Origin of the sequence: Mycobacterium leprae TN (genome assembly GCF_000195855.1) — a bacterium.
GTDB lineage: Bacteria > Actinomycetota > Actinomycetes > Mycobacteriales > Mycobacteriaceae > Mycobacterium > Mycobacterium leprae.
In genome coordinates this window covers 1,519,690-1,535,043 of sequence record NC_002677.1, presented here as the reverse complement: position 1 = coordinate 1,535,043, position 15,354 = coordinate 1,519,690, and the positions used below count along the sequence as shown (strand labels likewise).

The 15,354-nt window shown below is 57.1% G+C and carries 10 protein-coding genes, 1 tRNA gene and 6 pseudogenes; 11 read left to right on the top strand and 6 right to left on the bottom strand.

Annotation, left to right across the window (positions count from 1 at the left end; all coding sequences use genetic code 11):
- Positions 1-1,334 precede the first annotated feature (1,334 nt).
- Positions 1,335-2,505, top strand: a pseudogene (locus ML_RS15770) (lipid-transfer protein); the annotation flags it as partial.
- 54 nt (positions 2,506-2,559) lie between these two features.
- Here ML_RS15770 and ML_RS06470 read toward each other — a convergent pair.
- Positions 2,560-3,177, bottom strand: coding sequence for an ANTAR domain-containing response regulator (locus ML_RS06470; RefSeq protein WP_010908245.1), 618 nt, complete (start codon positions 3,175-3,177; stop codon positions 2,560-2,562).
- A gap of 92 nt (positions 3,178-3,269) precedes the next feature.
- On the opposite strand from ML_RS06470, the gene ML_RS06465 reads away from it, so the two are divergent.
- The 3 genes and pseudogenes from ML_RS06465 to ML_RS17965 all read left to right on the top strand — a co-directional run.
- Positions 3,270-3,343, top strand: a tRNA-Leu gene (locus ML_RS06465).
- 228 nt (positions 3,344-3,571) lie between these two features.
- A complete protein-coding gene (locus ML_RS18925) occupies positions 3,572-3,835 on the top strand; it encodes a hypothetical protein (RefSeq protein ID WP_414085536.1) in 264 nt (87 codons plus the stop codon).
- Positions 3,836-3,843: 8 nt separating this feature from the next.
- Positions 3,844-3,981: pseudogene (locus ML_RS17965) on the top strand (hypothetical protein); the annotation flags it as partial.
- Between the two features lie 42 nt (positions 3,982-4,023).
- Here the strand turns inward: ML_RS17965 and ML_RS17400 are convergent.
- A complete protein-coding gene (locus tag ML_RS17400) occupies positions 4,024-4,146 on the bottom strand; it encodes a hypothetical protein (protein ID WP_269147080.1) in 123 nt (40 codons plus the stop codon).
- A 94-nt stretch (positions 4,147-4,240) separates the two neighbouring features.
- Here ML_RS17400 and ML_RS17395 point away from each other — a divergent pair, with 94 nt between their 5' ends.
- The 7 genes and pseudogenes from ML_RS17395 (at position 4,241) to ML_RS18915 (ending at position 10,558) form a co-directional block, all read left to right on the top strand.
- On the top strand, positions 4,241-4,414 hold the full coding sequence (locus ML_RS17395) for an adenylate/guanylate cyclase domain-containing protein (RefSeq protein ID WP_269147079.1): 174 nt from the start codon (positions 4,241-4,243) through the stop codon (positions 4,412-4,414).
- Positions 4,341-4,580 carry an adenylate/guanylate cyclase domain-containing protein gene (locus tag ML_RS17390; protein WP_269147096.1) on the top strand — a complete coding sequence of 80 codons (240 nt, stop codon included), beginning with the start codon at positions 4,341-4,343 and terminating at the stop codon, positions 4,578-4,580. The genes ML_RS17395 and ML_RS17390 overlap by 74 nt, the downstream gene beginning before the upstream one ends.
- Before the next feature lie 319 nt (positions 4,581-4,899).
- Positions 4,900-6,220: pseudogene (locus ML_RS17385) on the top strand (cytochrome ubiquinol oxidase subunit I); the annotation flags it as partial.
- A gap of 31 nt (positions 6,221-6,251) precedes the next feature.
- Positions 6,252-7,290 (top strand): annotated as a pseudogene (gene cydB, locus ML_RS06450) (cytochrome d ubiquinol oxidase subunit II).
- Between the two features lie 84 nt (positions 7,291-7,374).
- A pseudogene (locus tag ML_RS06445) lies at positions 7,375-8,955 on the top strand (ABC transporter ATP-binding protein/permease).
- Between the two features lie 930 nt (positions 8,956-9,885).
- Positions 9,886-10,332: pseudogene (locus ML_RS18920) on the top strand (ATP-binding cassette domain-containing protein); the annotation flags it as partial.
- A 76-nt stretch (positions 10,333-10,408) separates the two neighbouring features.
- Complete coding sequence (locus ML_RS18915; RefSeq protein ID WP_368730477.1) at positions 10,409-10,558, top strand: ATP-binding cassette domain-containing protein; 150 nt, start codon at positions 10,409-10,411, stop codon at positions 10,556-10,558.
- A 183-nt stretch (positions 10,559-10,741) separates the two neighbouring features.
- Here ML_RS18915 and ML_RS18910 read toward each other — a convergent pair whose 3' ends face one another.
- The 4 genes from ML_RS18910 to pyk all read right to left on the bottom strand — a co-directional run bounded on the left by ML_RS18910 (position 10,742) and on the right by pyk (position 15,303).
- A complete protein-coding gene (locus ML_RS18910; RefSeq protein ID WP_049769749.1) occupies positions 10,742-11,029 on the bottom strand; it encodes an SDR family NAD(P)-dependent oxidoreductase in 288 nt (95 codons plus the stop codon).
- A 60-nt stretch (positions 11,030-11,089) separates the two neighbouring features.
- Positions 11,090-11,272 (bottom strand): hypothetical protein, encoded by a 183-nt coding sequence (locus tag ML_RS15755; protein ID WP_162618249.1) that lies wholly within the window; start codon positions 11,270-11,272, stop codon positions 11,090-11,092.
- Positions 11,273-12,884: 1,612 nt separating this feature from the next.
- The gene (locus tag ML_RS06430) at positions 12,885-13,751 is read right to left on the bottom strand and encodes an acyl-CoA thioesterase II (RefSeq protein ID WP_162618248.1); all 867 of its coding nucleotides are present in this window, start codon (positions 13,749-13,751) and stop codon (positions 12,885-12,887) included.
- Positions 13,752-13,884: 133 nt separating this feature from the next.
- Positions 13,885-15,303, bottom strand: coding sequence for a pyruvate kinase (pyk, locus tag ML_RS06425; RefSeq protein WP_010908243.1), 1,419 nt, complete (start codon positions 15,301-15,303; stop codon positions 13,885-13,887).
- Between the last annotated feature and the right edge of the window lie 51 nt (positions 15,304-15,354).

Genomic DNA, 15,354 nt, shown 5'->3' with positions numbered 1-15,354 from the left:
CTGGGTTGCGACCCTGAACCACCGAGTGGCTTCCTCCGCTGGACACCGACGTGCACCTTCCGAGAACGGCGTGAACTAATCATGTGCTCCCTGAACAGCTGATGTCCCTACTGCAGCTAGCAGGTGTTTGCTCGTCCTGAGGTTGGCTCACGGCGGTGTTCCGATGAGCTGGGAAATCGCCCTCGACGCTGGATGCCGCGCTCGACCTGTTCTTGGTGCGCAAGCTCAGCGTACCGCGGTGAAGCGCGCACTACGCGCTCGCATGTTCGACAGTGTTGACTAAATCGTTTGTTGCTGTGTTGCGGGGTTTTTGTTGGTGGGTGGCTGACTGCCTGCTTTCGATGAGGCTTCGTGTGCTTTGCCGCAGTGGACACGATTAGCGCGGCGCACGTAAGCATGTCGGTGGTGGATGCTGCTTGGTCTACATGTTGATGATGCCAGGGGCTGGGCACCTGGGCTGTGCTGAAGGCGATATCGATGCAGGCGTGAGTGTGAGGATAGTTGTTAGCGCCGCGGGGTAGGGGCGTTTTAGTGTGCATGTCATGGCCTTGAGGTGTCGGCGTGGTCAATGTGGCCGCACCTGAACAGGCACGTCCCCGTGCACGGTATAACTATTCGCACCTGATGTTATCCCTTGCACCATTTCTGCCGCTGGTATCGGTGTCGGCGGCTTGTTGACCGGCCCTCAGCCAGCAAGCAGGCATGCCGCCGGGTGCAGCAGTATCGTGTTAGTGAACAGTGCATCGATGATCCGGCCGTCGGCGGCACATACGGCAACCTTCTAGCGCAGATCAACCACCCACACCCCACCAGCCCACCACAACACCACCACCCAAAATTGCACATCACCGACGAACAGGTGCGCACGGCTCCACCGCAAAATTGCAATACGTTCCAGTGTTGTAGTTTAGCTCGGTACACTAGCCCGATACCAGAGGTCACCCACCGAGCACAGGCGATCGAGGATTGGTTGGCCACCGACGATGCCTATAAACCCCTATTTGCTCGACAACAAGTGCCCCCAAAAAGGCAGCACCTGTGTCTTTTCACCCCAGCGAGAATAACTGTCTCAATTCCACTCTACCCCAGCGACACACTTGTGAATCCTTTGAGTTGTCGACGCGGTCGAGCTGACCCGCAAGAGGCTAATCGTGTATGAACAAGGCCGGTCGAGGACGGCAGACTGACCGCCGAACTGAAGGTTTGTGTCGAGATAGAGCTGACTACCATGCCGCTGTACGCTGGACGATGCGTATCTAACGCATCGTCCACAGATGGAGAATCGCATGAACATAAGCACGCCGGCACCAGTGTAGATCCTCCGCACCGGCGGCATGCTCCCGTGGGGAAAGTCTAGCAGCGAATTCACCGAATACGAGGGAATCGCAGCCTGCGACACACTCGCCGAAATTGATTTAGACTGGCGGCCGATTCAGCTGGTAACTGGTGCAGACACGATCCATAGCGAGTATCTGGGTTCCGTTGCTGTCGCCACGTTCGCGCAGAAACTCGGCTGGAACGACGTACCGGCCAGTTCGAGCTATGCCACGTACGGCCAGCGGTTCGCAGACACTGCAAAGTGCGTTGGCTCAGATCCTGACTGTTTTCTGCAACGGCGCTACTGGCCATCAGCGCCGATACCAAGCCGAAGGGCTTTTTGCACCAATAGGAGGCAAGCGCCGCAACGATCCGAACTGACAGCGATTCCATCTCATTGGGGCTACCAATGGTGCATTTCGCGCTGCTCATGCGGCGGCGGATGGCATGGATCTGTACGGGGCCACGCTCGAAGATTGCGCGCAGGTGAAGGTCAAGAATTCCCGGTTATTGCCCACAGAATCCCAATGTCCAATTCTGCAAAGAGACATTGGTCTACGATGTACTGGCCAGCTCAGTGGCGGCCGATACGTTGCAACTGCTGGATATCTACGCTACCTCTGGCGACGCAGCGGCACTGATCGATCAGTGCCAGCACAAAGTTAGCCCGCCAATACCTCAGCTCGCTGTACGAACGATAACATCAGTGCGCGCTATCACCGTCACCCCACGCTAGCCGCAACACCCGCCCGAATTACCGTACATCACAACCGGATTCCACCGCTGTTGCGCCAACATCAGACCGAGCGTTCAAGGATCAGATTCTCGAAGCCGCCTATATCTAGGCTGGCCTCGGGCCCAACCACCTGAGTCTAGCCAAGACTTACGACTTTGTCACCGCATTGGAATTCTACTGGTATGAACACCTGGAGTCTGTGCGCCAAGGATGAAGCCGATACGCTGTTGCACAGCGACGCGACCACTCTAGACGGGAAGATCCCGGTCAGCCTGTCGGAAGGGGGTGGCGTGCTTCGGCGAGACCATTCCCGCCCAGGCGATCGCCCAGGTCTGCGAGCTAACCTAAGCAACTCCGTGGAAAAGCCACCAGCCGTCAAGTCAAGCAGACCAAGATCAACATCACCGCCAATCAGAGCTTGTTCGGTATATGACTCGTCGGTAATCGTGGCATGCTCAAGGGCTTTCTCTCGCAATTTGCTGCGCAAGCGTGCTGCCGGCCCGGCCCTAGGTGTCTTTGGGAGTGTCAAGGGTTTCCAGGACAACTTCAGCCACCCGTTTCATCGTGGTCCGCCGATCCATGGCGGCACGTTGAATCCATTTGAACGCCTCGGGCTCAGTCATGCCCTGTTTGACCTGCAGTAGGCCTTTGGCTCGCTCAACAAGCTTACGGGTCTCCAGCCGGTCAGCCAGCGTCGCGACTTCGCGTTCCAGCGCGGTGAGCTCACTAAACCGGCTCATCGCCAATGCTATGGCCGGAATCAAATCGCTGATGGTGAAAGGCTTAACCAAGTAGGCCATAGCCCCCGCATCGCGTGCGCGTTCAACCAAGTCGCGCTGACTGAACGCAGTCAGCACCACGATCGGCGCGATGCGTTTGCTGGCTATCTCCGATGCTGCGTCGATCCCATCACGGCGCGGCATCTTCACATCCATGATCACCAGGTCGGGTTTATGGCGTTCTGCCAGTTCGACCGCTTCCTGGCCATCAGCGGCTTCTCCAACGATGTCGTACCCCTCATCTCGCAGCATCTCGGCCAGGTCGAGTCGTATGAGTGCTTCGTCTTCAGCAATCAGAACCCGGTGCGGCGTGGCGGCGTCGGCGTCGGTCGTGGGTCCGGTCATGACGTCATTCTGACGTGGCCGCCAGCGGCTAACGATCTCGGGGGCAGGGTGAACCCGTTGAAGGCTCCTCTAAGGTAGTTAAGCCGGGTAAAGCCCTCGTATCCCAACTGGCAGAGGAAACGGACTCAAAACCCGTCCAGTGTGGGTTCGAATCCCACCGAGGGCACTATCGGAAGCCGCCGGCAATTCACCGCTTACGCTGGGTAAACATTAAGCTCAGCGGCTAGGCTTTAGGCGTAGCCGTTGATAACCGATGGTGCCCCATCGGGAAGGACCAAACGGTTTCAGTGCAACGCCCAGACTGTGTCGCAACCGTGCGGACGCAATCAGCACTACGCCGATACTATGGCGTGGCAACAACGCATGCCTGTACCTCACCACCTAGCTGGTCGAGGTGGTTAACGCGAGTTTTGTGATTGTGCAATTTCTAGCCGAAGCATGGTCCTGGCAGATCAGCTCGATCAACGTTAGCAACACGATAATCTTAACAATTTGTCCTGCTGCTGCACCGTTTCGCAGATCTAGTAGCGGCGTTGACATATATCGACATAGCCGATATATGTCGGTCTTCGCCAGCTGTTGGGACGTGGGCACCGGGTTCGGGCTCTACATTTTTCTTCCTCGTAGGCGCCCATCTGTTGGTACTACTGAGCATTGAGAAGCATCGTGTGTGTGTGTGTGTGCCGGTTGGCACTAGCGGCCCACACTGGTGCCGGGCTTGTCATCGCGCTGGAATGCCTGGTTCCGCGTAACACCGAGCTACAGCCAGGACTGGGCCCAGTCGATAGGTTTGTCCTCACCACAGTCTCGTCGTGCGTTATGGCGGTCGCTACAGTGTGGTTCACCTTACGAGACACTGCGCGCCGAGGTGGTGATGGAAACCCGATAAGACTGCTCCGAAGCCTTGTTAGCCAACATGCTGCCGGCCAGCATAACCAAGCGGCTCAAATAGCCCAACCAAACCGTCATCGCCGATTAAATACGACGATGCCTCAGTCCTGTGTTCCAACATCGTTAGCTTCACTAAGCATTGCACGCGAAGGAAACCAGACCGGCCGGTCTGGTGCGGTTGCTGGGCCAGCTATACAGCGCTTTCGATGCGCTGGTGGATAAGCACTGCCTGGAGAAAATCAAAGTCAGCGGTGACTTTAAAATGTACCACAGTGGTCAACGGAGTTCCACGGCCACGTCCCGACCATGTACAAGCGCTTGCGGACTTTGCCATCGATATGGCTGATGTTGCAGCCGAACTGGAGGATCCGCACAGCCTCGCAATGCCAATGCGGATTGGATTGGCCGACGGCCAGGTCATCACCGGTGTGACGAGGTCTCGGTGGTTCTTCTACGACGTGTGGGCGACGCGGTCAACATCGCATCCAGAATGGAATCCACCAACTCGGTAGGAACACATTCAAGTGCCCGAGACGGTTTACCAGTGCCTCAGGGAGGAAAAGGGCGGTCGCCTCAAGATCATAAAGGATAAAGCACCATGCGCATGTGGTATCTCATCAGCCGCAAATTCATCGAAGATTCCAGCGACCTGTTTGCCGAGGAATCACGCACAGCCCACGTTTGAGCCGTCGAGTCCACGTGAAATTGCCAGTAGCGCCGAACGACGCCACCTACTACACTACATCGTAGCAAGCTAACAGGCCCCGTAGACTCGGGAGATGGCCGATGAACGTCGTCGGTATTTCGCGGTGACAGTTCGGTAGCACCACGTGGTATCGACTAAACCGAATTCTTCGGCAAGCTGTTCCTGATCAACTTCGTCATTGGTGTGGCAACCGGGATCGTCCAAGAATTTCCGTTCGGGATGAACTGGAGCGATTACTCGCGGTTCGTCGGCGACGTCTTCGGCGCCCCGCTGGCACTTGAGGGCCTGGCTGCCTTTTCTTCGAATCTACCTTCCTCGGGCTGTGGATCTTCGGGTAGAGCAGGTTACCTCGGCTGAGTCACCTGGCGTACATCTGGATTGTCGCAATTTCGGTCAACGTGTCCGCATTTTTCATGCTTGTAGCGAACTCGTTCATGCAGCATCCGGTAGGCGAGCACTACAACCCAACGACCCGGCGGGCCGAGTTGACCAGCATTTCCGTGTTGCTCAGCAATAACACTGCGCAAGCAGCGTTTTCGCACGCTGTCGCCGGCTCATTGCTGGCCGCTGGGACGTTTGTCGCGGCAGTTAGCGCCTGGTTATTGGTCAATTCCCACCAAACCGGGTCCGAGTCAGATGCCCGCACCATGTATCGCTCGGCAACCATCCTGGGGAGCGGGATTGCGCTGTTTGCCACCATCGGCGTGTTCTTCAGCGGTGACCACCAAGTCAAATTGATGTTCCAACAGCAACCGATGAAAATGGTTTCGGCCGAATCACTATGCGACACTGAAACCGATCCGGACTTCTCGATCCTCACAGTCGGCACCCACAACAACTGCGAAAGCATTACCCGTGTGATCGAGATCCCCTACGGTCTGCCGTTCCTCGCTAATAGTCAATTCAGCAATGTGACACTGCACGATGTACGCGACATCCAGCAGAGGTACCAACAAAGATTAGGACCAAATGACTACCGGCCCAAACTATTCGTCACCTATTGATCCTTTCGTGCAATTATCGGGCTGCTTACGATTCCAGTGTTGTTCGCACTGACGGCGTTGTAGCTCACCCACAGCGGCAAGATTCCCAACCAGCGGTGGTTCGCTCGGCTGGCGTTGCTGACCATTCCCACACCGTTCCTAGCCAACAGCGCCGGCTGAGTGTTCACTGAAATAGGCTGCCAGCCCTGGATCGTCGCTCCCAAACCAACCGGCGATCAGCTGGTCCGGCTCACTGTCTATGACAGGTGTCTCGCACCACACTTCCGGCATAGTCATCACCTCACTGGTGACATTCACCCTGGTCTACACGGTGCTCGCGGTCATCTGGTGCTGGCTGCTCAAACGTTACGTCACCGAAGGGTCGCAGGAGCACGACGCCGAACCGGCAGCTACCACCGCGCCCGGCAATGACGAAGTAGCGCCGCTGTCTTTCGCGCACTAACGCCTAAGAATTCCCGAAAGGAGCTGGACCAGTGGGACTCCAGGAATTGTGGTTCGATGTCATCGCGGCGCTATTCCTTGGCTTTTTCATCTTGGAGAGCTTCGACTTTGGCGTGGGTATGTTGATGAAGCTGTTCGCTCACGTGCGAACAGGCGATCAGGAAGCCCACCAGCGCGCTGTGCTGAACACCATCGGCCCGGCGTAGAACGGCAACGAAGTCTGGCTGATCGTTGCAGGCTCCGCGATGCTCGCCACATTTCCCGGCTGTTACGCCACCGTGTTCTCCACGCTGTACCTACCGCTGTTGACCATCCTGTTCGGCATGATCGTGCGCGCCGTCACCATCGAATGGCGTGGCAAGATTGACGACACAAAGTGGCGCTAATGGGCCAATTTCGGCATTGCTGCCGGGTCGTGGTTGCCCGCGGTATTGTGGGGCGTAACGTTCGCCATTTTGGTTCGCGGACTCCCCGTGGACGCTAATAGTCACGTCAATCTATCAATCACCGAAGTGCTCAATGGCTACACACTGCTGGGTAGCTTGGCCACTGCCGGACTGTTTTTGCTCTACGGCGCGGTTTTGTCACATTGAAGACCTCCGGCCCGATCCACGACGATGCTTACCGCTTCGCCTCCTGGTTGTCGTTTCCGGTGACAGGATTTGTTGCAGACTTCGGACTTTGGGCACAACTAGAGCATGGCAAGAACTGGACCTGGCTAATGCTAGCTGCCGTGGTGGCCGCGCAGGTGGTAACGGTGGTGTTGGTGTGGCGGCACACATCCGACAGTTGAGCGTTCACGTGCACCGCCGTGGTAGCGGCGGCCGCGGTAATTCTATTGTTCACAGTACTATATCCAAACTTGGTGCCCTCGACGCTGAGCATACACTGGAACGTGAACATATACAACGCCTCGTCGACCCCCTACGCTCTAAAGATCATGACCTGGGTGACTGAGATCTTTGCTCCACTGACGCTAGCGTACCAAGGGTGGACGTATTTGATTTTTCGACAACGAACCTCGGCTGAGAAGAACCGCCGCCGATCGGCCTGACGAGGTGTACGTCCTGAACGCAAAACTCAACCAGCAGAGCTCCCCTGGACTCGCGACTGTGGTTAGTGTCCAGCGCATTACGCCGCCTCTTGGTTACCACCGTGGGTTGCGGAATGGTAATCTCGAGCCGCATGATCGGCTCAGCGATTCTGCTGGCCAGCATAGTTCACCGCTCTCTCAGCACGCGGCTTGCACGACTGGCTGGGTCCATTGTCAATGCTGTTGGTGCTGTGGATCATAAGCAACAACGACACACTGGCTTCAGGCACACCTGGGCCAACGTGGTGTCAGCGCGATTATTGCCAATCTCAACGGTCAGGTACTGGCGTCCGTGACAGCCCAGCAATCCAGTGAGCGAGCGACATAGCGCGATACAGCCGCAGTAGTGGTCACTCGTGGCCTCGACAGCTTACATCCCTACCGTACCGAGTACCTCCCGACTTTGCTGCTGGCCGCAATCCTCACCCCCGGGACAGTCACCGTGATCGCACTCTACGACCTGAAATCGACTGCGATAGCACTGATCACACTGCCATTGATACCAACTTTCATGGTTCTGATTGGGTTGTTGACAACGGCTGACAGATCGGCAGCTGCGCTAGCCGCCACGATAATCCTACAAGCACGACTGTTGGACCTGATCTCTGGTACCCCCACACTGCGGGAACTGGGCCGTGACTCAGGTCCGGAACACCGAATAGCTGAACTCGTTGCTGACCATCGCCACTCGACGATAGCGACACTCCGGATCACGTTCTTATCGGCATTGGTGCTTGAATTGCTGGTCACGCTGGGTGTGGCGTTGATCGCGGTCGGTATCGGTCTTCGCCTGGTGTTCGGCGATATTGGCTTAAACGTCAAGCTTAACAGTCCTATTGCTGGAACCGGACGTGTACTGGCCGCTGCGGCGCGTCGGCATGGAATTCCATGCGGAGCAGAACAGCAGGGCTGCTGCCGACAAGGCACTCTCGCTCATCGGCGCGGGTGACCCGGCACCCGCTGGCCTACCTTCTCAGCAAATAGTCACCGCACGTGGCGCCGAGATCCGCTTCGAACGACTCAGCGTGACCGGCCGCGACCACCTCGCCCCTTGTGACCTCACCGCGGTGATCGAACCAGGTAAAGTAACTGTGTTGACCGGACGAAACGGCGCGGGCAAAAGCACTACATTGCAAGCGATCGCCAGACTAACCACGCCATCGCCAGACCGCGCCACCGTTGCTGGCGTCGACGTCGCAGACCTGAGCCCCGACGCTTGGTGGCAGCAGTTAACCTGGCTGCCGCAACGCCCGGTATTAATCCCAGGCACCGTCGGTGACAACCTGGTTCTGCTCGGTGGTTTGGACAACCCTGAATTCCTTGAAATTGACTGTGCTATAATTGGATTCGACACCATTCTGGACAATTTACCGTACGGGATGGACACCACCGTAGGGCGTGGAGGTGTCGGGCTGTCATTGGGACAGCAGCAGCGACTGGGCCTGGCTCGAGCGCTCGGATCAGACGCATCCGTGCTGCTGCTCGACTAGCCGACCGCACACCTGGATGACCACACCGAAAACAGGGTTTTATAAGCTATCGTGCAACGTGCACGCGCTGGTGCAACCGTGGTAATCGTTGGCCACCGCAAGCACGTTGTCGCCATCGTCGACCGAGTTATCGATGTAACCGCGAATGTCTAAGATAGCGAGGTACATTGTGTGCCGCACCTGATACCGCAACAATCACAAGTATAGCAAACCCGGGTGCAGCGGGTCGCCGGCAGAGGACTCTACTAGACGCTTTGCTCCTGTTGCGACCGCGGCTTCTCCACATCCTGACAGCCATCATAATGATGGTGCTGTCACTAGGCAGTGCGCTAACGCTGGCCGGTGTTTCGACATGGTTGATCACCCGAGCCTGGCAGATGCCGCCCGCGTTGGATCTGGCTGTTGCAGTGGTCATGATACAAACTTTCGCGATTTCGCGGAACTTATTGCACTACTGCGAACGACTGGCCACACACGACACCGCGCTACGCGCAGCCGGCACAGACCTATCATCGTCTAGCCCACGGACCGGTGGCCGCCTCCACCCGACTGCCTAGTGGTGAACTAGTGTCACAAGTCGGTGCTGACGTCGACGAATTGGCCAACGTGCTGGTTCGAGCGATAGTACGCCATGGGCGTCGCAGTGGTCTTGTCATTGACAGCAACTGCTGTTGTCGCAGCTATTTCACGGCCGACCGCTGCGGTACTGGCGATCTGCCTACTAATCACAGGTGTTGTGGCGCCGTGGCTTGCTGGCAATGCCGCTGCGGGCGCAGTAAACTATTGCTCAGCAACATCATTCCGAACGCGATACGTTGGCTACGATTGCGCTCAAACATGCACCGGAACTTCGCGCCGCAGGTGCACTGCCAATTGTCATCGCCGAATCACAACGCCAGCAATAGTTTGGTGTGCCGTCCTCGACGCTACGACCAGGCCAGTCACAGTCGCTGCGACAATACCAACCGCAGCGATCGGGGGCAGTGTACTCGGCGCTGTGATAGCCGGGATCGCGATAGCCCTAACCGTCGCGCAACCACACTGGACGTCCTTATATTGTTGCCGCTGTAAGCATTTGAAGCGATGACTCCGTTACTTACGGCCGCCGTCCAGTTGATACGATCGCGGATCGCGGCGCATCACCTCCTCGACCTAGCCCCGTCAAGCCGTCCTTGGCGTGTGGAATCTACGACAACGCCACAGCTAACTAGTTGCACCAGAATATTATTCGCCGATATCCTTTTGAGATACGCCTATGCAACGCGGCCGTCCCGGGTAATCCTCGACCTACTACCTGGAGTCCAGCTGGCCTTCACCGGAGCCAGTGGCGCTGGTAAGACGACACTGCTGATGACACTCGCGAGCCTACTACCGCTGCTGCGTGGACAAGTACTACTAGACGGAATCGACATTAGACAATTCAATGAAAATCAATTTAACAACACTGTCAGTTTTTTTCGCCGAGGAAGCGAACATTTTCGCCACCATGATTCGAGACAACCTTCTGGTCGCGCGCGGCAATTGCCGAGACGAAGAACTGACCGCGACATTAGCGGTAGTCGGCCTCAGCGGCTGACTCGCCAGTTTGCCGAAGGGTCTATCAACCGTGTTGATCGGTGGCGCACAGGCAGTCTCGGCGGGCCAGCGCAGGAAGTTGCTGCTGGCTCGTGCGGTACTCTCACCTGCCCGAATCGTGCTGCTCGACGAACCCACCGAACACCTCGACGCGATTGACACCGAACGGTGTGCTAGGTGATCTGTTGGCCCCAGCTCCGCTCTGATGTCCAACAATAGAACCGTCGTGGTAGCCACTCACCACCTGCCCAAAGACTTTGGCTACGATGAACTACGCATCGGCGCAGTGAAGTCGTCACTTCGCATCCCTACGCCAACCGGAGCAACCAACGACGACTGAGTGGGGAATATTCAGGTTGACTCCTTACCCGTCGAAGAACCCAATCGCACGTCGTCGTGACAAGCCGTGCCATCCAAACATGTCGTGTCCATTCCAATACATTTCAGTGTCCGTCGCTCCGGGCTCGATGAGCGCAACAGCGCCGTTCCACCGCTTCAGCTCTATACTCAGCACGTCGCCCATAGCCTCAAGTGGGAATTTCGAAGCGCAGTATGCACCGATCAACAGAAACGTTACCTTGCCAACGAGACTCGAGATGAGAACGATCCAACCCTGTGTGAGCCATAACTGCGGTAGTAACGCCTGGGTCACCGCAATCTGGCCAAGACGTTTACCTCTACTTAAGGCTGCATCTCCGCTAGCAGGAAGGCGTCAAGGGAATCCGCTGACAATGATGACAGGCTCCAGGCTCTCGAGAAACGAACCGTCGAATGCAGCAACATGATAAGCGTCGATGATATCGAGGATGACCGACTTAATCGGATGGTGGATGGTCCGTCGCGATCGCGGCCACATCGCCGTCGGTGTGGACTCCGGCGAACACCTCCGAGCCATTCTCCGGCAAGTGGATGGTGATCGAACCTCCGATCCCACAAACAGTGCTGGTGATACAGGACGATGACATACCCGCGAGTTCAGAACAATTTAGAACCAGCCCGGCGCACGATCAAACTGTTTCAAAACCAACAGAGCGGGTGGTCCGATTGATCGCAGATATCTTTTTTAGAGGTGCCGGCGACGCGGCATGAATTTCAGCAATAACAGCACGAACACCAAGGGAATGATCTGCGTGATCGCAGATTAGCGCGTAATATTACTCGTCCAGCACGTGAAACTTGCGCACATGATGGTATAGTGACTCAAGTGCAATCAACAGATTTAGAACATAAAGCAACCGGTAGAGGATACGCTACAATAAACTGGATTGCGCGCCTTCGAGGATTGAAGGAAACGGCACGTATAATAGCGGTAGCCGTTGCTTACCAACATCGTAGGCGGCCGTAATCATGTCGATGCTACGCTGTTCATCGATGCCGTTCGGAGTTTCGTTACGACGCCAAGGCGTAATCAAGGGTGAATATCCGGCCGCCCCTGCCGGGGCTGGTAGTCGTTACGCCAGTGAGAGCCCTGCACACGGCTTGAGGCGTCTCTGACAACAACCTAGCTATCCGTCCCTCCAGCACTCTATCGAGGTTCATGTAAAACCGGCTATCCATGTACGCCCCGGTGGGTGATGCTCGCACTACGTAAGCAAGTGCAGCCAACCCCGCCTATCGTCAAGTTCCTGTTCTGCCACAATCTTCAGTCGTGATGCCGCAATTGTGAGTGCGCTGCACTGCCCTGACACAGGTTGTGGAACTTCCGCTCCACCGTATCGAAGCTAGACACGTGGATGGACAACATCGCCGCCGATAGATATTGCCCGCAACGATTGCCCGAGCGTGACAAAATCACTCCATAGCTTGAGCCGCCGCTCGGTGCAACCCACCATCACGATCCGCCAGCCTTAGGTAGGGCACAAGGCGGCGAAATGAGTGACTAACTCGGGGAATTGCTCTTCAGCGTCGATCGGGTACCTGGTGGTGGCATTGATCAATCTCCAGGCACGTAGAAGATCTACGGACTGCGGACCTGACGACATCGGCCACATCAAATACCATCCCCGAACTGGCGACCAACACGTCACTGAGCAAATCGAGGGGCAGCACGTGTACACCGGCCCATGCCGGCCAACACAAATAGAACCGCAGCTGTCGCGTACATGGTCATCACTGGACGCCCCAGTAAGATGCCACGAGCGATCAATGCCATCGCAGCCAGGACCATCAGTTACCAGCCGATGGCGGTAAACCTCTTACCCCGGATGATGGTCACAGCAAGCAACACGACCAGCCAGAGTACGACGCATAACAGAACCATAGCACCGATCCAGCGGGCGGCGAGCGAATCGACGTGAACCCCGACGCGTTAACGCACGTGGAGTCTCGGCACAATATCGACCCGGCGGCTAGTTCACAATCACCTCCCGATGTCGCTACTTCTCAGCTAAGCGATTCACCCATCGCTTCCCACGACGCAAATAAAATACCACCTAAAGAAACGGGGCGCTCGACCAGAATGGTGCTGAGCCGAAATCGTGAGGTCGATTTGCGTATCGAGCTATGGTCTATCGATGGGAGGCAGGAAAGTATTTCAATACCCCTTCTTGGACCACCGTGGCAATTAGTTGCCCCGAGCGATCAAACAAATGCCCAGTACCCAGTCCGCGCGAATCTGCAGCTACCGGAGACGACGTCGAATACAACACCCAGTCATCGAAGTTCACCTGTCGGTGAAACCACACCGAATGGTTAGCGGAAACAGCAAAAATACGGTCGAAGCCCCACGACAGCCCATGAGTAGTTATAACTGAATCCAACACGGTGGTGTCAGTAGAATACAGCATCGCCGCGGTGTGCAAGGTAGGATCGTTGGGCAGTGCCCCCAACGCCTTTACCCAGACCCGATTGTAGGCAAGCCGTTGGCCTTTGTTACGCATAACCCAAGACGGGTCATTGACGTAGCGCCACTCGACCGGTTGCAACGCATTGACGAAATGCTGCACAATCTGCTCGTAGCCGCGTAACAGCTCGCCTATCGGCGGCCGGGTATGAGGTTCGGCCGCCTCCGGCGGCTCGACAGCATGCTCAAGCCCACACCCGCCAGACATGTAGGAAGCCATCGCTGAGGACAACAACATGCCGTCCTGAATCGCATCGACACGACGGTTGGCGAAGCGCCGCTCGTCACGCAGCCGTACAACGTGAAACTCGATTTCCTTGGCTGTATCACCACCATTGATAAAGTGCACTGAAAATGCGCTGGGCGGCAGGTCGTCTCGGATCAGCGTGCGGCTACTAGCCACAAAGGACTGCGCCACGAGCTGCCCGCCGAATGTCCGCAGCGGGTTCTTGCTGGGATGGGATCCGATGAATAGGTCATCGGCGACGCGGTTGAGATCTAATACCGCAAGCAGTTCCTCGAAGTCAGACATAGTCTTTTTTTCCCAGAGTCTTTTCACGCATTCGGCTCATCGCCAAACCGACACGGACGGGCTCTCCTCAGACTGATTGCCCAGCTCTTCGTCGGGCCGCTACCCGGCCCGCATCGTTGCCGAGACGGGCGACCTATACGTCGTCCTCCCCAATCCGGTGCACATGGATCAAGTTGGTCGATCCTACTGTGCCAGGTGGCGTGCCAGCGACGATCACCACCAAGTCACCACGCTTGTAGCGACCAAGTTCGAGCAGTGACTTGTCCACCTGGCGTATCATACCGTCAGTGGACAGCATCTTTGGTACGAGAAATGTCTCGGTGCCCCAAGTCATAGCGAGTTGGCTGCGCACCTCTGGCCACGCGGTGAAGGCAAGCAGCGGCAGCGGGGTATGTAGACGCGCCAGTCGCCGCACCGTGTCACCGGATTGAGTGAACGCAACCAAGGCCTTAGCGTCGAGTCTTTCACCGATATCGCGGGCAGCGTACGAGATCACCCCCCGCTTCGTGCGAGGTACGTGTGTCAACGGCGGCGCGGCCGTGGAATTCTCCTCAACCGCACACACAATGCGCGACATCGTCTTCACGGCTGCCAATGGGTACTTCCCCACCGACGTTTCCTCAGACAACATGAGCGCGTCGGCGCCGTCGAGCACCGCATTAGCGACGTCGGAGGCCTCAGCTCGGGTCGGCCGGGAGTTTTCGATCATCGAGTCTAGCATCTGGGTAGCCACGATGACGGGTTTCGCATTCTCCCTTGCCATCTGGATTGCCCGCTTCTGCACCAGTGGGACCTCTTCAAGTGGCAGCTCGACACCCAGGTCGCCGCGAGCCACCATGATGGCATCGAATGCCAACACAATAGCTTCGAGGTTATCGACGGCTTCTGGCTTCTCCAGCTTGGCGATCACCGGTACACGCCGCCCGACGCGATCCATCGCCTTGTGGACCAGCTCAACGTCAGACGGCGAGCGCACAAACGACAGCGCGACCAGATCGGCGCCGAGATTCAGCGCGAACGTGAGGTCCTCGATGTCCTTGTCCGACAAAGCCGGAGCAGACACGTGCATCCCGGGCAACGACATGCCCTTGTTGTTGCTAACCGGGCCGCCTTCAGTGACAGTACAGACCACGTCGTCGCCATCGATGGCCGAGACCACCAGTCCGACCTTGCCGTCGTCGACCAGAACCCGGTCACCGACCACCGCATCCCTGGCCAAATTCTTGTAGGTGGTTGATACCCGGTCGTGGCTACCGTGGCAGTCGGCCACAGTGATCCTTACCGTTTCACCGTCAGCCCAGTAGGTGGACCCCGTGGCAAAGCGTCCCAGCCTGATCTTTGGGCCCTGCAGGTCAGCGAGCACGCCGACCGCGCGTCCGGTTGCATCAGATGCGACGCGCACCCGATCGTAAACAGCCTTGTGATCGGAGTAATCGCCGTGACTGAAGTTCATGCGGGCAACGTCCATTCCGGCTTCAACCAGCGCCCGGATTAACTCGTCCGATTGTGTTGCAGGGCCAAGGGTACAGACGATCTTCCCGCGTCTCGTCACGACGACCCAGCATAGTCTCGCCAATAACCAGCGCGGATTTAAGGTACGTAA